Consider the following 18,170-nt stretch of genomic DNA (forward strand, 5'->3'; position numbering starts at 1 on the left):
CATGCGTCAATCTACGGCGGGCGCGTCGACGCCGGAACATTACGATTATGTCATGAACATTCCGGTCGCTGGTCCGCGGATCTTTCCTTCACTCCGATCTCGCCCCTACCACCGCGCGCGGAAGCCGACGCTGCCCGACAGGACGTGGCTGTCGCCGAAGTTGTCGAGGCCGGTGCGCACCAGCGCCTCGCCGTAGAGTGAATACCGGTCCCCGGCGAAGTTCAGCGAGCCGCCGAGGCCGAGGCCGCCCCACAGCTCTTCGTTCTTGCTGCTGAACGGCAGTTCCGCCACCGCCACGCGCGTGCCGGCGGCGAAGTCGTAGTAGAGATTGGCGATGGTATAGACATGGGCGCGGTTGAGGCGGCCGGCCGCATCCTGCCAGGAGCCGTTGTAGTCGGCCGACAGGCCGAGCCGCCCCCACAGCCCGTCGCCGTCGTCGAGCCGCACCAGCGTCCCGAAGGCGTCGGTGAAGTCGTCGAAGCTCACCGCCGAATAGGCGAGCTGCGCCTGCGGCGTCAGCGAGAAGCCGCTCCCGAGCGCGATGCGCTGCCCCGCCTCGACGCTCAGCCCGTAGCCGACGCCGCCGTTGCCGTCGGCGAGCTTGCGCGCCGCCGTGCTCGACTTGAGGTCGCTGTCGTACCACGTCACCCGCGTCTGGCCGTCCACATAGAAGCCGCCGTCGCCATACCAGGTGAGGCTCGCGCCGAGGCCGAAGCCGCTCGTATCGATGCTGCCGCGGCCGAAGAGCGAGGTAACGTCCGAGGAGATGGTGCCGTACTGCAGGGACAGCCCGCCCATCAGCCGCCCGCCCGGCTGCTCCAAGAGCAGCGCATCGATGCCCGCCTCGAGCTTCCAGATCGAGGTGTCATAGGTGGTGCCGGTGGTCGAGCTCTTCGGCTCGAAGCGGCCCTTGGAGGCGTCGATGCGCGCCCACAGGCCGGTGCCGTCGCGCGCGCCGTCGGCCCAGGCGCGGTTGCCGAGGCGCTGCTGCAGCGTGCCCGGCTGGTTGAAGGCCTGCAGCACGCCGGCATAGGCCTCGTAGAGCGGCACGCCCGGCTGCCACAGCGGCGTCGCCGCGGCGGTGACCGGATCGATCAGCACCGAGCGCAGGTACCAGTCGCCGTCGCCCGGCGTCGACACCCCGCCCTGGTAGAGCCGGTAGGCATAGGCGCCGCCGACCACCGCCTGCTCGCCCTGGAAGACGAAGTCGCCGAGCAGCGAGAAGGTGCCGAGCGAGGCGCCGCCGACCTCGACGATCTTGATGCCCTCCACGGTCTGCCCGCCGGAGCCGCCGAGGTTGACGACCTGCACGTTGGTGGCGCCGGCGGTGTCGCCGGTGACGACGAGCCGGTCGCTCGGCGAGGCATCGCCGCCGAGCACCGCCTCGATCTCCAGCGTGCCGCCGCTGCCGGTGTAATTGCCGGCGATGGTCAGCGTGCCGATGGAATTGCCGGGTGCGACGCGGCCGCCCGCGAGCAGGCTCGTGTCGCCGACCGTGCCGTTGCCGCCGAGCGTTCCGCCGGACTGGACCGTCACCGCCGAGCCGGTCAGCGAGCCGTTCACGACGAGCCTGCCCTCGATCACGTTCGTCGGGCCGGTGAAGGTGCCGGCGCCGGTCAGCGTCCAGGTGCTGCTGCCCGTCTTCTCGAAGCTGTCGAAGTTCTGGTACTGCCCGGCCGGGCCGAGGGCGGAGATGTCGAAGCTGGCGCTGGTAGCGCCACCGAGGCGGAAGACGTCGTTGGTCGCCACGGCGCTGGCGAGCACGTTGCCTTCGATCACCGAGCCGGCCCACAGCTCCAGGATGGACCTGCTTGTCGCGGTCTGGCCGAATTCGATGGCGTTGGCGGAACCGGCGCCCCCACGGATCGTGCCGTTGTTGATGAGGAAGATGTTCGACGTTCCGGGATTGTCGGAATCGACGGCCGCCCTGTTGTTCCCGCCTTCGAGGATGCCGGCATTGCTGATCGTGACGAGCTGAGTGCCCCGAGCGAGGATGGCTGCGTTGCCATCATTGAGCCCGGTAAGGTCGGAGCCGCCACGGATCAAGCCGTAGTTGATTATGGTTGGCGTCCTGGACGGGGCGTTCGCAAAGACCCCTGCCCCCGCGCCCGTGCCCTGGCTGTTGCCGCCCAGGACCACACCGCCGACATTGTTGATCAGCGAGGCGCCGGAGAAGAGGTTGACGCCTGATGCGTTGTTGCCGCTACCACCGCCCACGCCGCTGCCGCCGCTGATCGTACCGTTGTTCACGACCGTCAAGACATTTAGCACCGACAGGCCGACGCCGCCGGCGCCGCTCGTCGTTGCAGAGCCGCCGGTGATCGATCCCAGATTGACGAACCGTGCGTCGCTGCTCGCCAGTTGGCTGTCGACGAACACGCCAACGCCGACACTCATGCCGCCGCCCTGATCGGCTCCCGTGAATGCTCCCGACAGCGTCAGTGTTCCGCTCGGAAAACTGCCGACGAAGCGGATCGAGCCAGCCGATGCCGGTGGAGCGTGAACGCCGGACAGGACGAAGCCCTGCGTGTCGATCGTCAGCGACTTCGTCGGTGTCGGAATGTTGGTGGGCGACACCCCGAAACTGCCCGTGAGCACGATCGTCGAGCTCGTGTCCGGGCTCGCGTTCGCCGCCGCGATGGCGTCGCGCAGCTCCGTCTCGTTACCGACAAAGTATTGCGCCGCCGACGCGGCCGTCGACAACGAGCAGGCCAGCCCCAATGCGGCAAAGCTGACGCCTGCGAGCAACCTGCCTCTTCCCCGATATCCCATGTCAGCCCCCGTCGATGCCGCGCGCCTGCGCGCTTTGAGAGGCCCGGCGCAGCCACTGCAAGTCGGGACTGTTGGAGAGATTCTATTGTCCAGGCAAGCGAATAGTCTTTAAAATGCGATGGATGGTAAATAACCGGCGCAATTTTACATACCGATGACAATGATGGACGCTTGCGGATCAAGCGAGCTGCAGATTATCCTGCAAACATTGCCGCCCCCCCACCCGAGGAGCGCGACATTTCGTTCGTCGCATCGCCGAGGCAAATTCCAGCTCCGGCGTGGGTTGATAATCTCTATACCGTGCAACTCGAAACCGCCCCCGCGTGCACGCGCGCGGGTGGTCATGATTGGCCGGCCACAGAAGCTGGGCTCAAATCAGGAGGTCAGGCTGACGCAGCGCCTGTCAGCGATCCGCGCGAGGAGCGTCCTCAAGATAGTCCTCGGCGAGCTGGGCATTGGTCTGCGGTTCGATTGCCGCGCATTCCGGCGCATAGAAATTGCCGGGCGTCCGTGTAATCGGGTCGGCGCAGATAGCCTGCAACTCGGCTGTCCGTTGCGCCTGAGACTGGCATGCGGCGCTTGCCGCACACAGTGCCACCACCAATGCCAAGCGCCCCATGGCGCGCCCCTCGCTCCGCTAGTCTGCAAGGGATTTGACGCATTTGCCGAGGCAGCGGTCAAGCGCCATGGCCAGTCAAGGCACAAGGGCCAGACAAAGGGCGCTGCCTGTCGAGGCGCGAGTGCGGCGAGCAGATCGCGTCGGCGCGTCGCTATGGGCGCGCCAGGATCCTTCGCCGGATCGCTGCCTTGATCGCACTCCTGAACACGCCGTGGTCGCGGTGGTGGCGCTTGACGCCACGCTCCGATCCCGCCCAAACTTAATGGCCGCCGCGAGGTGGCCTTTCATCGGGCTTGGGGAATCATGACAGGACGAGTGACCGTCATTCTGGCGGCCTTGCTGCTGTCAGCCTGCGCAGGAGCGCAGGCGACACGCACGTCGGCGAACACCGCCATTATCGATGCGTCGGCTGCGCCGGCCTGCGGAACCATGGGGGCGGCGCGCGTCGCTGCCAGATCGGCGGCCGTCGAGACAATCCGCGCTGGTTATGAGCGTTACATTATCACCGGCGGATCTTCGCAGAACAACGTCCGCACCGCCGTCATCGGCATGCAAGCCAACACGTTCGGCAGGATCTCGGGCAACACCTATTCCGGCACGACAACCTATACGCCGCAGACCGTGACCTACGGCAGCCATGACCGGATGCTGACGGTCATCATGTTCAACAAGGGCGACCCGGGATACGAGCAGGCGCTTGATGCCAAGCAGACGCTAGGCCCTGATTGGTCGGACCTTGTAAAGAGCGGCATTCGATCCTGCTTGTGATCGCCGAGCATCATAAAGCTCGAAATACAGATCGCTGCTACGCGCGTGTCACTCGCTTTTGCTTCACAGGGCGGGCGGCGAGATCACCGAAAGCGACTGAATTTAGGTAGGCGCAAGCATTCTGCGGGTAGCCGACTGGCGGATGGGGTGGGATTCGAACCCACGGTACGGTTGCCCGCACGGCGGTTTTCAAGACCGCTGCCTTAAACCACTCGGCCACCCATCCTCGCCGGCAGCACTCTTCTGACGGCACCGACCGCCGTTGACAAGGGCAAAGGCGCGCCTGCGGCGGTTGATCCGCGCGAGGCCCCACTGCCGCGGCCTTGCTGCCCATCGACCGTCATGGAAGATGGCGGCATGGACGATCCTGCCGACGACATCACGGGCCTTTACGAGCGGCATGCGCACGCCTTCGATCGCCAGCGCGGCCGCAGTCTCTTCGAGCGCGGCTGGCTCGACCGCTTCCTCGCGGCGATCGGTGAGGATCGCTCCGTGCTCGACCTCGGCTGCGGCTCGGGCGAGCCGATGGCGGGTTATCTCATCGCAGGCGGCTGCGCGGTCACCGGCGTCGATGCCTCGCCGACCCTCATCGGGCTCTGCCGCGAACGCTTTCCGGGACAGCGATGGCTCGTCGCCGACATGCGCAGGCTCGTTCTCGGGCGGGCGTTCGGCGGCATTCTCGCCTGGGACAGCTTCTTCCATCTTCCCGCGGACGATCAGCGGGCGATGTTCGGCGTCTTTGCCGCCCACGCGCGGAACGGCACGGCGCTGATGTTCACGAGCGGGCCGGCTCATGGCGAGGCCATCGGCACTTTCGAGGGCGAGCCGCTCTACCATGCCAGCCTCGATGGCGCGGAATACGAGGCCCTTCTGGCCGCGGCGGAATTCCGCGTCCTCGATCATGTCGTCGAGGACCCGTCCTGCGGCGGCCACACCGTCTGGCTGGCCCGGCGTTGACGGGCAGATAAACGCCCGGATCGGATCGCCTCAGGCGGCCTTGGACGACGGGCGCTGGCCGAGGACGACGCCCCTCGCCGGCTTCGCCTGGGACTCGTCGGGGGTGATCGTTCGCCAGATGACGGGAACGGGGTCCGGCGCCAGCATCCAGTGCCCGTCACTCTCGCAGCACCGGCCGAAGGCGCGGCCGGCGGCCTCGGCGGCGCGCACAAGGTGGGCTTCGTGCATCTCCTCAAGCAGCGCGGCAGCGATCATGGCTTCCTCCGACTGCGGCCATGAAAGATCATGCATGGTTAATGTTTTCTAAATGCGACACCTCGGGAGCCATGGCGAAACATCCTCGGACGCGGCATTCTGTCACCGGGCAGCACCGAGGGGACAACGACCATGATCGCCGGCACCACATCCACAACCCCGACGCGAGCCGTCGGGCGCCTGTTCCTGCGCACCGCCGTGATCGCCGCCCTGGCCGGCCTCGGCCTCGGCATCTTCATGGGCGCGTCGCACGACCACACCTTCCGCACCGTGCACGCGCACATCAATCTCGTCGGCTGGGTCTCGCTCTTCCTGTTCGGGCTGTTCTACGCCCTGATCGGGACGGTTTCGGCCCGCCTGGCGAAAATCCACTACGGGCTGGCAACCGGCGGGCTCGTCCTGTTCGCGGTCGGCCTTCCCGGCATTGCCTTGGGGCTCCCCTGGGGCGAGCCGGTCGCGATCCTGGCGTCCTTTGCGACCCTGTTCTCCATGGCGCTCTTCGCCTATGTGGTCTTCACGGCCGGCGAGGCGGCGAACCCCGCCGCAGGCTAGCTGGTCCCGCGGGATCTGCGCCGGTCGGGGAAAACAAACCTTGACCGCGCCCCCGCGGACGTGGTGTTTCCGATCCGTTCCCGTCCCTGCGGCAGCCATGCGATACTGCCGGCGGGGCGAATCGGTTTTTGACGAGGGGTTGGGCAGCGGCAATGACGGATGCGGGCGATCTGTTCGGCGGCGGAGGCAACGCAGCGGCGGCCCGCAAGGCGGCGCGCCCGTCCGCGAAGCTCCCGGTGGACCAGGCGTCCTTGCCGGGCCGCGCCAATGGCACGCCGACCGAGGCCGGCTATACCGCCGCCTCCATCGAGGTGCTCGAGGGACTGGAGCCGGTGCGCCGGCGCCCCGGCATGTACATCGGCGGCACCGACGAGAAGGCGCTGCATCACCTCTTCGCGGAGGTGATCGACAATGCGATGGACGAGGCGGTAGCCGGCCATGCGACCTTCATCGAGGTCGAGCTCGAGGAGAGCGGCTTCCTGCGCGTGACGGACAACGGCCGGGGCATCCCCATCGATCCGCACCCGAAGTTCCCTGAGAAGTCGGCGCTCGAGGTCATCCTCACCACGCTGCATGCGGGCGGCAAGTTCGACTCCAAGGTCTACGAGACGTCCGGCGGCCTGCACGGCGTCGGTGTCTCCGTGGTCAACGCGCTGGCCGAGCGGCTGGAGGTCGAGGTGGCGCGCAGCCAGATGCTCTATCGCCAGGTCTATGCGCGCGGCGTCGCCATGGGGCCGCTGGAGACCGTCGGACGGGTGCAGAACCGCCGCGGCACCACCGTGCGCTTCAAGCCCGATGCCACCATCTTCAAGGAAGGCGCGACCTTCAATCCGCGCCGCCTGTTCAAGATGGCGCGCTCCAAGGCCTATCTCTTCGGCGGCGTCGAGATCCGCTGGCGCTGCGCCCCTGCCCTCGCCGAGAAGCAGGAAGGCGTGCCGAGCGAGGCGACCTTCAAGTTCCCCGGCGGCCTCAAGGACTATCTCGCGCGCGAGATCGACGGCAGCGAGCTCGTGTGCGACCAGATCTTCTCCGGCCGCATCGACAAGCCGGGCGGGCACGGCTCGCTCGAATGGGCGGTGGCCTGGCTGTCGCGCGACGACGGCTTCGTCTCCTCCTACTGCAACACCATTCCGACGCCGGAGGGCGGCACGCACGAGTCGGGCCTGCGCATGGCCCTGCTGCGCGGCCTGCGCGACCATGCCGAACGTGTCGGCCAGGCCAAGCGCGCCGGCCAGGTCACCACCGACGACGTGATGGCGACCTGCGCCGGCATGCTCTCGGTCTTCATCCGCGAGCCGGAATTCCAGGGCCAGACCAAGGACAAGCTGGCGACGCTGGAGGCCTCGCGCATCGTCGAGGGCGCCGTGCGCGATGCCTTCGACCACTGGCTGGCGGCGGCGCCGCAGCAGGCCTCGCGCCTGCTCGACTGGACCATTGAACGCGCCGAGGAGCGCCTGCGCCGCCGCGCCGAGAAGGAGGTGGCGCGCAAGACCGCGACGCGCAAGCTGCGCCTGCCCGGCAAGCTCGCCGACTGCACCAATGCGGGCGCGGCGGGCTCCGAGCTTTTCATCGTCGAGGGCGACTCGGCCGGCGGCAGCGCCAAGCAGGCGCGCGACCGCGCGACCCAGGCCGTGCTGCCATTGCGCGGCAAGATCCTCAACGTCGCCTCGGCCGGCCGCGAGAAGCTGGCGCAGAACCAGCAGCTCGCCGATCTCGTGCAGGCGCTCGGCTGCGGCACCGGCTCCCACTACCGCGACGACGACCTGCGCTACGAGAAGATCGTCATCATGACGGACGCCGACGTCGACGGCGCCCATATCGCATCGCTGCTCATCACCTTCTTCTGGCAGCAGATGCCGCGGCTGATCGACAACGGCCATCTCTATCTCGCCGTGCCGCCGCTCTACCGGCTGACGCACGGCGGCAAGACGGTCTACGCCCGCGACGATGCCCATCGCCAGGAACTGATGGACAGCGTGTTCAAGGGCAAGAAGGTCGAGATCGGCCGCTTCAAGGGCCTCGGCGAGATGCTGCCGGCGCAGCTCAAGGAGACGACCATGGCACCGGCCAAGCGCCTGCTCTACAAGGTCGTCGTGCTGGCCGAGGCCAAGGGCGACACGACGGACACGGTCGACCGGCTCATGGGCAACAAGCCGGAGGCGCGCTTCGCCTTCATCCAGGAACGCGCCGCCTTCGCGCGCGAGCTCGACATCTGACCCCTGGAAGGTCAGCTGCGCTGCAGCCAGGCGGCGAGTGCCGCATTGACCGCATCCGGCCGCTCCATCGTCGAGAGATGGCCGCAACCGGGCACAACGACGAGCGAGGACGCGGGGATGGCGCCCGCCATCTCCTCCGCCGTGACCGGCGGCGTAATCTCATCCTCCTGACCGACGAGAACGAGCGTCGGCACGGCGATCCGCGTCAGTCCGGGGCGCGCATCGGGCCGCGCCATGATGGCGCGCTGCTGGCGCACGAAGGCTTGCGCGCCGGTCTCGACCATCATGCCGCGCACCTCCCCTTCGAGAGCCTTGTCCGAGAGCCGCTCCCGGGCGACGAGGCGCTGCCAGAGCACGGGATGCACCTCCTCGAAACGCCCCTGCTCGGCGAGGGCGATAAGGCGGCGGCGATTGGCGCTCGCCTCCTCGGTGTCCGGCCGCGCCGTCGTGTCGAGCAATGCAAGCTGCGTCACCCGCTCAGGCGCCAGGCGCATGACTGCGAGCGCCACATAGCCGCCCATGGACAGGCCGCCGAGGGCGAAGCGGTCCGGCGCCGCGGCGAGGAGGCGTTGCGCCATGCCTTCGAGCGTGTCGTCGAGCCGGTTTTCCGCAACGACGACGGTGCGCTTCCCCGCGAAGGCGCGTATTTGCGGGGCGAAGAGCGTCCCCGTGCAGTTGAGCCCAGGCACAAGCACCAGCGGCTCACCGCCAATGCTATGCAATCGTTCGACAACGGCCTTTGCGACATTGACTTTGCCCGTGATCCTCTTATGGTCCGCGCAAGCGTAGCGGGCAGTGAGCGGCGACTGACGCGCCGTACGCGTCACAAGGTCTCCCTTGGCCTTAAACCCAATCCGCAGACGCATAATCACGGACGTCGATGTCATTTACTGATCTTGGCCTGAGCGAAAAGGTTCAACAAGCCGTCGCGGCCGCAGGCTACAACACGCCCACCCCCATCCAGCAGACGGCGATCCCGCATGTGTTGCAGCGGCGGGATGTCCTCGGCATCGCCCAGACCGGCACCGGCAAGACGGCGGCCTTCACGCTGCCCATGCTGACGCTGCTGGAGCACGGCCGGGCCCGGGCGCGCATGCCGCGCACGCTCATCCTCGAGCCGACGCGCGAACTCGCTGCGCAGGTGGAAGAGAGCTTCGAGAAATACGGCACCAACCACAAGCTGTCGGTGGCGCTCCTGATCGGCGGCGTCTCCTTCGGCGACCAGGATGCCAAGATCACCCGCGGCGTCGACGTGCTGATCGCCACGCCCGGACGTCTGCTCGACCATTTCGAGCGCGGCAAGCTGCTGCTCACCGGCATCGAGATCCTCGTCATCGACGAGGCCGACCGCATGCTCGACATGGGCTTCATCCCGGACATCGAGCGCATCTGCCGCCTCGTGCCCTTCACGCGCCAGACGCTGTTCTTCTCGGCCACCATGCCGCCGGAGATCCAGCGCCTGACGGATACCTTCCTGCACAATCCCGTGAAGGTGGAGGTGGCGCGCGCCGCCTCGACGGCCACGACCATCACCCAGCGCCTCGTCGCCTCCGGCAGTGAGCAGCACCACAAGCGCGAGACGCTGCGGCGGCTCATCCGCAGCGCCGGCGACGAATTGCAGAACGCGATCATCTTCTGCAACCGCAAGCGGGATGTCGCCATCGTCCTGCGCTCGCTGGAGCGGCACGGCTTCAACGTCGTCGCCCTGCACGGCGACATGGACCAGCGCTCGCGCATGCAGGCGCTGGACAGCTTCCGCAACGGCACTATCAAGCTGCTCGTCGCAAGCGACGTCGCGGCACGCGGCCTCGACATCCCGGCCGTCAGCCACGTCTTCAATTACGACGTGCCCCATCACGCCGAGGATTACGTGCACCGCATCGGCCGCACGGGCCGCGCCGGCCGCACCGGCTATGCGACGACCATCGTCGCCCCGGGTGACGAGAAGTCCCTTGCCGCCATCGAGGCCCTGACGGGCCAGACCGTCGCCTGGGAAGGCCCGACCCTCGGCGAGTTCATCGCCTCGGTCGGCCATGCTCCGCAGGAGGATGGCGATCGCCACCGCGGCAGGCGCGGCGGCCGGGATCGCGAGCGTGACCGTGACAGGGGGCGTGGACGCGGCGAACGCAGCCGGGCCGCCGAGGCGGCCCCGCAGCAGCATGCGCCGATCACGCCGGACGGACGCCCCTCGCAGCGCCACGAAGAACGGCGCGGCGATCGGCAGCACCAGCAGCGACGCTATGCCGACAGGGACGACGAGATGGTCGTCGGTTTCGGCGAGCACGTGCCGAGCTTCATCCTGCGGCCGGTCGTCATCCCCGTCAGCAGCGACGATGAAGGCACGGCAGCCCCGGTGGTCGAGGAGACCGCGGTGCCGGTCGAGACCGCTTCGGAAGCCAAGGCTGAGCGCACGTCGGGCCGCCGGCGTCGTGGCCGCCGGCACGACCGGCCCGCCGCGGCGGAGGCTGCGCAGCCGGTCGAGGTTCCGGCCGCTGCCGCGCCGGAAGCCCCCGGTAAGGCCGAGGAGCTGGCGCCGCCGGTGACGGAGGTCGTTGCGCCCGAGGAAGCCCCTGCCCCGCGCAAGGCCGCCTCGCGTCGCACGGCGAAGGAAGAGCCTGCGGCGGAGGCTGATCCGGCCGGCAAGACCCGCAAGCGTGCGCCGCGCAAGGCTGCGGCGACCCCGGACGTCGCGGACGAGCAGCCGGCGCCGAAGCCGCGCGCCCGCAAGGCCACGGCGGAGCCTGCAGCTGAAGCCGAAGCCGCAGCTCCCGCGCCTTCGAAGGCGGCCAGCCGAAAGTCGTCCCGCAAGGGCGCTGCTGAAGCGGTGACGGCCGAAGCCCCGGCGCAGCCGTCCAGGACGCCCCGTCGCAAGAAGGCCGACGCCGAGGCTCCGACCGAGGCGGCCAAGCCGAAGAAGGCCGCCCCCCGCAAGGCTGCGGATGGAGAGGCGGCCAGCGAAGCCGCGCCTGCCGGCAAAACGGCGTCCAGGAAGGCGCCAGTTGCTCGCAGCACGGGTGTGAAGAAGGCGGCCTCCAAGAAGCCTGCCGCGAAGAAGCCAGCCGCGAGGAAGCCTGCTTCCAAGGACGCGGAAGCGCCTGCCGGCAAGCCTGCTGCGAGGAAGCCGCGCAGCAGGAAGGCCGAGGTCGTCGAGGCGGGCGACTGAGCGTACGGTGCAGGAGCGCGGCGCTAAGGCCGCGCTCCGGCGATGCTCAAGGCACGGGCGGAGAGATCCGCCAGCATGTCCGGCTCGTCATAGGCGGCGTCCGGCAGCAGCCAGTAGGACAGGGTCACCACCCGGCCGTCCTTGCGCGCATAGGCGAACGGCCGCGAGCCGAGATGCCCGAGGGCCTCGGCAAAGGCGGCGTCTGTCTTGAGATAGACCTCGCCGTCCACCGCGAGCGCGAACATCTTCCCTTCGGCATAGATGCCGAGACCGCCGAACATGCGCCTGATGCCGACCGGGCGGAAAGGCGCGAAGAGTTCGGCGATGTCGTCCGCGTCGCGCAATCAGGCGCCTGCGAGCTGCTCCGGCCGCGCGGGGGTGATGGCGACGGATTCGCCGCATCCGCAAGCCGACGTCTGGTTGGGATTGTTGAAGACGAACTGGGCCGACAGCTTGTCGACCTTGTAGTCCATCTCCGTGCCGAGCAGAAACAGGACGGCCTTGGGATCGACAAGGATGGTGACGCCCTTGTCCTCGATCACCTCGTCACCGGGCTTGATCGCCTCGGCATATTCCATCGTGTATTCCATGCCGGCGCAGCCGCCGTTCTTGACACCGACGCGCACGCCGACGATCGGCCTGTCGGCACTGGCGATGATCGCCTTGACGCGCTCGGCGGCCGCGTCGCTCATGCCCATGATCTTGAGGGAGCGAATTGCACCCATTCCGGCTCCTCCTTGCAGGGTTCAAGGCCCTGAGGTCGAGATTCCCACTAAAGATAGTCATTGGGCGGCACAACGTCGAGGGCACGGCGCCTGTCGCCGGTCTCATCTGGCGCTGCCCGTGCTGCAGTCCCGTCCCCCGGCTCGTCGGGCGCGCGCGAGAAATGCGACTCAGTAGACCGTCCAGACGCCGGGCGTGAGCAGTTCGACGAGATGCCCGTCCGGGTCGCGGAAATAGATGCTGCGCCCGCCGCGCGGCCATTCGGTCCGCCCCTCGATGGCGACGCCGTGAGTCGCGAGCCGCGCCTCCCAGGCCGCCATGTCCTCGGCAGCCACGCCAAGGCCGACATGCAGCGGCCCCTGCCCGTCGTGCGGCGGGATGGTGCCGCCGGGGAGCGTCACGGTCGCCAGCGTCTCGCCGCGCTTGAAGAGCAGCAGGACGCTCGCCGGCCCGAGCGGATAGGCCGCGAAGCGCTGGTCGCTCACCTGGGCCTCTAGCCCGAGCACCTTCTCGTAGAAACCACACGCCCGGCCGAGGTCGTCCACGTAGAGCGCCGTCTCGACGACGGCCGTGATCCGCGGCCCTGCCTCGCCCGCCATATCGGCCTCACCACATGTCGAGGGCGATGCGCGCCTCGTCCGACATGCGGCTCTGGTCCCACGGCGGATCGAAGACCATGTTGACGACGACGGACTGCACGCCGGGCACGGCGGCGACCGCGCCCTCCACCCAGCCCGGCATCTCGCCAGCCACCGGGCAGCCCGGCGCCGTCAGCGTCATGTCGATCGTCACGTTGCGTCCGTCGTCGATGTCAACGCGGTAGATCAGGCCGAGCTCGTAGATGTCGGCGGGGATCTCGGGATCGTACACCGTCTTCAGCGCCGCCACGATGTCGTCGGTCAGCCGGTCCACCTCCTCGGGCGGCAGCTGGCCGGCGAGCTCGATGTCGGGCGCGTTCGGCTTCACGTCGCTGCTGTCGGCTTGCGTCACGAATGCCTCCTCAGGCGAACAGCCGTTCGGCCTTCATCAATGCGTCGGCGAGGTTATCGACCTCCTCGAGCGTGTTGTACAGGGCAAATGAGGCGCGGCAGGTCGACGTCGTCCCGAAGCGCGCGAGCAGCGGCATGGCGCAATGCGTGCCGGCGCGAACCGCGACCCCGGCGCGATCGATGACGGTGGCGACGTCATGGGCATGCGCCCCCTTCATCTCGAAGGACACGATGGCCCCCTTGTTCGCAGCGCGGCCGATGATGCGCAGGGCGTTCAAGGCGCCGAGCCGCTCATGCGCATAGTCGCGCAGCTTCTCCTCATGGGCGAGGATCGCCGTGCGCCCGAGCTTCTCGACGAAGCGCACCGCGGCACCGAGCCCGATCGCCTCGACGATCGGCGGCGTGCCGGCCTCGAAGCGATGCGGCGGGGCATTGTAGGTGACGGTGTCCGTCGTGACGGTCTCGATCATCTCGCCGCCGCCGTTGAAGGGCGGCATCGCCTCGAGCCACTTGCGCTTGCCGTAGAGCACGCCGATGCCCGTCGGCCCGTACACCTTGTGCCCGGTGAAGACGTAGAAATCGGCGTCGAGGTCGCGCACGTCGACCGGCAGGTGCACGGCGCCCTGGCTGCCGTCGACGAGCACGGGAATGCCGCGGGCATGGGCGATGCGCACGATGTCCTTCACCGGCGTCACCGTGCCGAGCACGTTCGACATATGCGTGATGGCGACGATCTTCGTGCGCTCGGTGAGCAGCTTCTCGAATTCGTCGAGGAGGAAGTTGCCCTCCTCGTCCACCGGCGCCCATTTGATGACGGCGCCGCTGCGTTCGCGGTGGAAGTGCCAGGGTACGATGTTGGAGTGATGCTCCATGATGGAGATCACGATCTCGTCGCCCTCGCCGATTCCCGCCAGCCGCCCGTAAGAGGCAGCGACGAGATTGATGGCTTCCGTCGCCGAGCGGGTGAAGACGATCTCCTCCGTGCTCTCGGCATTGAGATAGCCGCGGACCGCCTCGCGCGCGTCCTCGAAGGCCTCGGTCGTCGCATTGGCCATGTAGTGCAGGCCACGATGGACGTTGGCGTAGGCGTTCTCGAAGCTGTAGGTCATCGCCTCGATGACGGCGCGGGGCTTCTGGGCCGAGGCGGCGCTGTCGAGATAGACGAGCGGCTTGCCGTAGACCTCGCGGGCGAGGATCGGGAACTCGCGGCGCACGGCCGCGACGTCGAAGGTGCCGATCGGTTCGATCCTGTTCATGGTCGCATCACTCGCATGGGCACCCTGATCCTCCCCCTTCAGGGGGAGGTGGCTCGCGAAGCGAGACGGAGGGGGCATCTGCGCTTCACAGATGCCTGCCCCCCACCCGTCTCGGTCCTTCAACCGATCCACCCTCCCCTCAAGGGGAGGGATCAGAACCGCCATCCAATCCCAGAGCGCGGCCTGCGCCGCGCCCGTCGGTCACGTCCGCTCGCCGAGCCAGCCTTCCGCCCGGGCGACGAGTTCCTCGCGCACGGCCTCGTCCTCGACGAGTTCCAGCGCCTCGCCGAGGAAGGCCTGCACCAGGAGTGCCTCGGCCACCGCACGCGGCAGGCCGCGGGCCGTGAGGTAGAACAAGAGGTCGTCGTCGAGCTCGCCGCAGGTGGCGCCGTGGGCGCACTGCACGTCGTCGGCGAAGATCTCCAGCTCCGGCTTGTTGTTCATCGTCGCCGTCTCGGAGAGCAGCAGCGCGGCGGACATCATGCGCCCGTCGGTCTTCTGCGCGTCCGGGCGCACGATGATCTTGCCCTGGAAGACGCCGGTCGCCTCCCCGTCGATCACGGTCTTGAACAGCTCGCGGCTGTCGCAATGCGGCACCGCATGATCGACCACCAGCGTCGTGTCGGCGTGCTGGCGCCCGCGCAGCATGGTCGCCCCGCCGAGCGTCAGGCTGGAATGCTCGCCCGCAAAGGCGAGGAACACCTGGTGCCGCGACAGGCTGCCGCCCGTCACCGCGCCGAGCGAGGTCAGCTTCGCCTCGGCCCCCAGCGTCACGGCCAGGGTCGAGAGCGCGATGGCATCGGCCTGCTCGGCGTTGAGGCGCGCATGGGTGATCGTCGTGCCGTTGCCGGCGACGATCTCGACCACCGAATTGGCCTGGTAGGCCGCCGTGCCGACGCCCTCGTGGCTCTCGTGGACCGTAACCGAGGCGCCGTCCTCGACGAGGATCACGATGCGCGGCGCCGTGGCGAAGGGGCTGGCGCCACCGTTGACGAACCTGAGGTGCAGCGCCTTGTCCACGGCGGTGCCGGCCGCAACCTTGATGAGCGCGCCGTCCATCATGAAGGCACTGTTCAGCGCGAGGGCGAAGTTGCCCTTGGCGACCGCCACCTTGCCCATCTCGGCGAGGAGCGGATGCCCCTCGGCAAGCGCCGCCGCGAGCGGCGTCACCGTGACCCCGGCCGGCAGCGCGGCAAGGTCCGAGCGCTCGGCCACGAGGTGGCCGTTGGCGAAGGACAGCCGCACCGCATCGACCTTGGCGAAGGCGCGCCCCTTGTCGACGAGCGCGGCCGCATCGGCGGGGCGCTCGGCGAGTGGCGCCGCCTCGCGCACGGCGCTGCGCAGGTCGGTGTACTTCCACTCCTCCACGCGCCGGTTGGGAAGGCCGGCAGCGGCGATGAGGGCAAAGGCCTCGTCGCGCCCGCGCGCGATCTCGCCCGAGCCCGGGAGCTTGTCCTTGAGGTCCTCGAAACGCTCTACGAGCGCGACCTCGGCGGCAGTCCTGATCGGTGTGATTTCAGCCATCGTGCCGCCCTCACGCCGCCTGCTCGCGGTAATCCGCATAGCCGCTCGCCTCGAGCTCGAGGGCAAGCTCCTTGCCGCCGGAGCGCACGATGCGGCCATTGGCCATCACGTGCACCGTATCGGGCACGATATGGTTGAGCAGTCGCTGGTAGTGGGTGATGACGAGGAAGGCGCGGGCCGGGTCGCGCAGCGTGTTGACGCCCTCGGCGACGATCTTGAGCGCATCGATGTCGAGGCCCGAGTCCGTCTCGTCGAGGATGCAGAAGCGCGGCTCCAGGAGGGCCATCTGCAGGATCTCCATGCGCTTCTTCTCGCCGCCGGAGAAGCCGACGTTGAGGCCGCGGCGCAACATTTCCTGATCGATGTGAAGCTCTTGGGCTGCAGCCTTCACGCGCTTCATGAACTCGGGCGTGGTCAGCTCCGCCTCCTCGCGCGCCTTGCGCTGGGCGTTCATGATCGCCTTGAGGAAGGTCATGGTCGAGACGCCGGGGATCTCGAGCGGGTACTGGAAGGCGAGGAACACACCCCTGGCCGCGCGCTCGTTGGGCTCGAGCTCGAGGATGTTCTCGCCGTCGACGAGGATCTCGCCGTCGAGGACCTCGTACTCCTCCTTGCCGGCGATGACATAGGACAGCGTCGACTTGCCCGAGCCGTTCGGGCCCATGATGGCGGCGACCTCGCCGGCCTTCACGGAGAGGTCGAGCCCGTTGAGGATGCGCTTGCCCTCGATTTCGACGACGAGGTTGTTGATCTGAAGCATGTCTTTGTTCCGTCCGTTCGTGGCGCCGGATGGGATGCGGGCGGGAAGGATCGTTCCACGTCGCCCGCCGTCTCCGGCCTTGGTTGCGTTGCGTGTCAGCCCACCGAGCCTTCGAGGCTGATGGAGATGAGCTTCTGGGCCTCGACCGCGAATTCCATCGGCAGCTGCTGCAGGACATCCTTGACGAAGCCGTTGACGATGAGCGCCACCGCCTCCTCCTCGTCGAGACCCCGCTGCAGGCAGTAGAACATCTGGTCGTCCGAGATCTTCGACGTCGTCGCCTCGTGCTCGAAGACCGCCGAGGCATTCTTCGACTCGATGTAGGGCACCGTGTGCGCACCGCACTTGTCGCCGATCAACAGGGAATCGCAGTTCGTGAAGTTGCGCGCCCCGCTCGCCTTGCGATGGGCCGAGACGAGCCCGCGATAGGTGTTCTCGGAGCGGCCGGCGGCGATGCCCTTGGAGATGATCCGGCTCGTCGTGTTCTTGCCGAGATGGATCATCTTGGTGCCGCTGTCGACCTGCTGATAGCCGTTGGAGATGGCGATCGAGTAGAACTCCCCGCGGGAATTGTCGCCGCGCAGGATGCAGGACGGGTACTTCCACGTGATGGCCGAGCCGGTCTCGACCTGCGTCCACGAGATCTTCGAGTTCGCGCCGCGGCAGTCGCCGCGCTTGGTCACGAAGTTGTAGACGCCGCCCTTGCCCTCGGCATCGCCCGGGTACCAGTTCTGGACCGTCGAGTACTTGATCTCGGCATCGTCGAGCGCGATCAGCTCGACAACGGCCGCGTGCAGCTGGTTCTCGTCACGCGCCGGCGCCGTGCAGCCCTCGAGATAGCTGACGTAGGAGCCCTTGTCGGCGATGATCAGCGTGCGCTCGAACTGGCCGGTGCTGCGCTCGTTGATGCGGAAGTAGGTCGACAGCTCCATCGGGCAGCGCACGCCCTCCGGGATGTAGACGAAGGACCCGTCCGTGAACACGGCGCTGTTGAGCGTGGCGAAGAAGTTGTCCGACACCGGCACGACCGAGCCGAGGTACTTGCGCACCAGCTCCGGATATTCACGGATCGCCTCGGAGATCGAGCAGAAGATGACGCCCGCCTTCTTCAACTCCTCCTTGAAGGTGGTGACCACCGAGACCGAGTCGAAGACGGCATCGACCGCGACGCGCGAGCCCGCGCCCTCGACGCCGGCGAGGATCTCCTGCTCGCGCAGCGGAATGCCGAGCTTCTCGTAGGTCTTGAGGATCTCCGGATCGACCTCGTCGAGCGACTTCGGCGCCGGGTTCTTCTTCGGCGCGGCGTAGTAGTAGAGCTCCTGGTAGTCGATCGGCGGGTAGTTGACGCGCGCCCACTTGGGCTCGCGCATCGTCTGCCAGCGGCGGAACGCCTCGAGGCGCCACTCCGTCATCCACTCCGGCTCGCCCTTCTTGGACGAGATGAGGCGGACGATGTCCTCGTTGAGGCCCTTGGGGGCCTTGTCCATCTCGATCGTCGTCTCGAAGCCGTACTTGTACTGCTCGACGTCGATCGCCTTGACGCGTTCTACCGTTTCCTGCACCGCAGGCATTGTACTACCTCCTCTCACGGCTTCAAGGGCCGCGGGTTGGTGACC

At 67.9% G+C, this 18,170-nt stretch carries 16 protein-coding genes, 1 tRNA gene and 1 pseudogene; 5 read left to right on the top strand and 13 right to left on the bottom strand.

Annotated elements, in window-relative coordinates; all coding sequences use genetic code 11:
* Nucleotides 1-105: 105 nt before the first annotated feature.
* Entirely contained in the window at nucleotides 106-2,748 is a 2,643-nt protein-coding gene (locus AL346_RS18550) for an autotransporter outer membrane beta-barrel domain-containing protein (RefSeq protein ID WP_245303213.1), read from the bottom strand.
* Nucleotides 2,749-3,175: 427 nt separating this feature from the next.
* Nucleotides 3,176-3,391: a hypothetical protein gene (locus tag AL346_RS25175; protein ID WP_156332802.1), complete on the bottom strand. Its 216-nt coding sequence runs from the start codon at nucleotides 3,389-3,391 to the stop codon at nucleotides 3,176-3,178.
* 315 nt (nucleotides 3,392-3,706) lie between these two features.
* Here AL346_RS25175 and AL346_RS18555 point away from each other — a divergent pair, with 315 nt between their 5' ends.
* Nucleotides 3,707-4,159: a hypothetical protein gene (locus AL346_RS18555; protein WP_156332803.1), complete on the top strand. Its 453-nt coding sequence runs from the start codon at nucleotides 3,707-3,709 to the stop codon at nucleotides 4,157-4,159.
* 136 nt (nucleotides 4,160-4,295) lie between these two features.
* On the opposite strand, the gene AL346_RS18560 is transcribed toward AL346_RS18555, so the two are convergent.
* A tRNA-Ser gene (locus AL346_RS18560) sits at nucleotides 4,296-4,385 on the bottom strand.
* Nucleotides 4,386-4,516: 131 nt separating this feature from the next.
* On the opposite strand from AL346_RS18560, the gene AL346_RS18565 reads away from it, so the two are divergent.
* Entirely contained in the window at nucleotides 4,517-5,116 is a 600-nt protein-coding gene (locus AL346_RS18565; protein ID WP_053193940.1) for a trans-aconitate 2-methyltransferase, read from the top strand.
* A 30-nt stretch (nucleotides 5,117-5,146) separates the two neighbouring features.
* On the opposite strand, the gene AL346_RS18570 is transcribed toward AL346_RS18565, so the two are convergent.
* Entirely contained in the window at nucleotides 5,147-5,371 is a 225-nt protein-coding gene (locus AL346_RS18570; RefSeq protein ID WP_019402038.1) for a hypothetical protein, read from the bottom strand.
* A gap of 132 nt (nucleotides 5,372-5,503) precedes the next feature.
* On the opposite strand from AL346_RS18570, the gene AL346_RS18575 reads away from it, so the two are divergent.
* Both AL346_RS18575 and parE read left to right on the top strand, forming a co-directional pair.
* Nucleotides 5,504-5,923, top strand: coding sequence for a hypothetical protein (locus AL346_RS18575; protein WP_019402037.1), 420 nt, complete (start codon nucleotides 5,504-5,506; stop codon nucleotides 5,921-5,923).
* A gap of 152 nt (nucleotides 5,924-6,075) precedes the next feature.
* Nucleotides 6,076-8,139 (top strand): DNA topoisomerase IV subunit B, encoded by a 2,064-nt coding sequence (parE, locus tag AL346_RS18580; RefSeq protein ID WP_019402036.1) that lies wholly within the window; start codon nucleotides 6,076-6,078, stop codon nucleotides 8,137-8,139.
* A gap of 11 nt (nucleotides 8,140-8,150) precedes the next feature.
* On the opposite strand, the gene AL346_RS18585 is transcribed toward parE, so the two are convergent.
* Nucleotides 8,151-8,834: an alpha/beta fold hydrolase gene (locus AL346_RS18585; protein ID WP_019402035.1), complete on the bottom strand. Its 684-nt coding sequence runs from the start codon at nucleotides 8,832-8,834 to the stop codon at nucleotides 8,151-8,153.
* 185 nt (nucleotides 8,835-9,019) lie between these two features.
* Between AL346_RS18585 and AL346_RS25705 the strand changes: the two are divergent.
* Nucleotides 9,020-10,468: pseudogene (locus tag AL346_RS25705) on the top strand (DEAD/DEAH box helicase); the annotation flags it as partial.
* An 857-nt stretch (nucleotides 10,469-11,325) separates the two neighbouring features.
* On the opposite strand, the gene AL346_RS18595 reads toward AL346_RS25705, so the two are convergent.
* The 8 genes from AL346_RS18595 to sufB form a co-directional block, all read right to left on the bottom strand.
* On the bottom strand, nucleotides 11,326-11,646 hold the full coding sequence (locus AL346_RS18595) for a TfoX/Sxy family protein (protein WP_082312574.1): 321 nt from the start codon (nucleotides 11,644-11,646) through the stop codon (nucleotides 11,326-11,328).
* Entirely contained in the window at nucleotides 11,647-12,027 is a 381-nt protein-coding gene (locus AL346_RS18600; RefSeq protein ID WP_019402032.1) for an iron-sulfur cluster assembly accessory protein, read from the bottom strand.
* A 168-nt stretch (nucleotides 12,028-12,195) separates the two neighbouring features.
* Nucleotides 12,196-12,624, bottom strand: coding sequence for a VOC family protein (locus tag AL346_RS18605; protein WP_019402031.1), 429 nt, complete (start codon nucleotides 12,622-12,624; stop codon nucleotides 12,196-12,198).
* 7 nt (nucleotides 12,625-12,631) lie between these two features.
* Entirely contained in the window at nucleotides 12,632-12,991 is a 360-nt protein-coding gene (locus AL346_RS18610; RefSeq protein ID WP_050996591.1) for an SUF system Fe-S cluster assembly protein, read from the bottom strand.
* A gap of 34 nt (nucleotides 12,992-13,025) precedes the next feature.
* A complete protein-coding gene (locus AL346_RS18615; protein WP_026015113.1) occupies nucleotides 13,026-14,270 on the bottom strand; it encodes a cysteine desulfurase in 1,245 nt (414 codons plus the stop codon).
* 201 nt (nucleotides 14,271-14,471) lie between these two features.
* Nucleotides 14,472-15,794: a Fe-S cluster assembly protein SufD gene (gene sufD / locus AL346_RS18620; RefSeq protein WP_053193942.1), complete on the bottom strand. Its 1,323-nt coding sequence runs from the start codon at nucleotides 15,792-15,794 to the stop codon at nucleotides 14,472-14,474.
* Nucleotides 15,795-15,804: 10 nt separating this feature from the next.
* The gene (gene sufC / locus AL346_RS18625) at nucleotides 15,805-16,554 is read right to left on the bottom strand and encodes a Fe-S cluster assembly ATPase SufC (RefSeq protein ID WP_019404377.1); all 750 of its coding nucleotides are present in this window, start codon (nucleotides 16,552-16,554) and stop codon (nucleotides 15,805-15,807) included.
* Between the two features lie 95 nt (nucleotides 16,555-16,649).
* Nucleotides 16,650-18,125 carry a Fe-S cluster assembly protein SufB gene (gene sufB / locus AL346_RS18630; protein WP_019404378.1) on the bottom strand — a complete coding sequence of 492 codons (1,476 nt, stop codon included), beginning with the start codon at nucleotides 18,123-18,125 and terminating at the stop codon, nucleotides 16,650-16,652.
* Nucleotides 18,126-18,170: the final 45 nt, after the last annotated feature.

It is taken from the genome of Chelatococcus sp. CO-6 (assembly GCF_001271345.1).
Classification (GTDB): domain Bacteria; phylum Pseudomonadota; class Alphaproteobacteria; order Rhizobiales; family Beijerinckiaceae; genus Chelatococcus_A; species Chelatococcus_A caeni.

Excerpts from the sequence above, each read along its gene's own strand:
- AL346_RS25175 (WP_156332802.1), bottom strand. The coding sequence starts at position 3,391 with ATGGGGCGCTTGGCATTGGTGGTGGCACTGTGTGCGGCAAGCGCCGCA.
- AL346_RS18565 (WP_053193940.1), top strand. The coding sequence starts at position 4,517 with ATGGACGATCCTGCCGACGACATCACGGGCCTTTACGAGCGGCATGCG.
- AL346_RS18570 (WP_019402038.1), bottom strand. The coding sequence starts at position 5,371 with ATGATCGCTGCCGCGCTGCTTGAGGAGATGCACGAAGCCCACCTTGTG.
- AL346_RS18575 (WP_019402037.1), top strand. The coding sequence starts at position 5,504 with ATGATCGCCGGCACCACATCCACAACCCCGACGCGAGCCGTCGGGCGC.
- parE (WP_019402036.1), top strand. The coding sequence starts at position 6,076 with ATGACGGATGCGGGCGATCTGTTCGGCGGCGGAGGCAACGCAGCGGCG.
- AL346_RS18600 (WP_019402032.1), bottom strand. The coding sequence starts at position 12,027 with ATGGGTGCAATTCGCTCCCTCAAGATCATGGGCATGAGCGACGCGGCC.
- AL346_RS18605 (WP_019402031.1), bottom strand. The coding sequence starts at position 12,624 with ATGGCGGGCGAGGCAGGGCCGCGGATCACGGCCGTCGTCGAGACGGCG.
- AL346_RS18615 (WP_026015113.1), bottom strand. The coding sequence starts at position 14,270 with ATGAACAGGATCGAACCGATCGGCACCTTCGACGTCGCGGCCGTGCGC.
- sufD (WP_053193942.1), bottom strand. The coding sequence starts at position 15,794 with ATGGCTGAAATCACACCGATCAGGACTGCCGCCGAGGTCGCGCTCGTA.
- sufC (WP_019404377.1), bottom strand. The coding sequence starts at position 16,554 with ATGCTTCAGATCAACAACCTCGTCGTCGAAATCGAGGGCAAGCGCATC.
- sufB (WP_019404378.1), bottom strand. The coding sequence starts at position 18,125 with ATGCCTGCGGTGCAGGAAACGGTAGAACGCGTCAAGGCGATCGACGTC.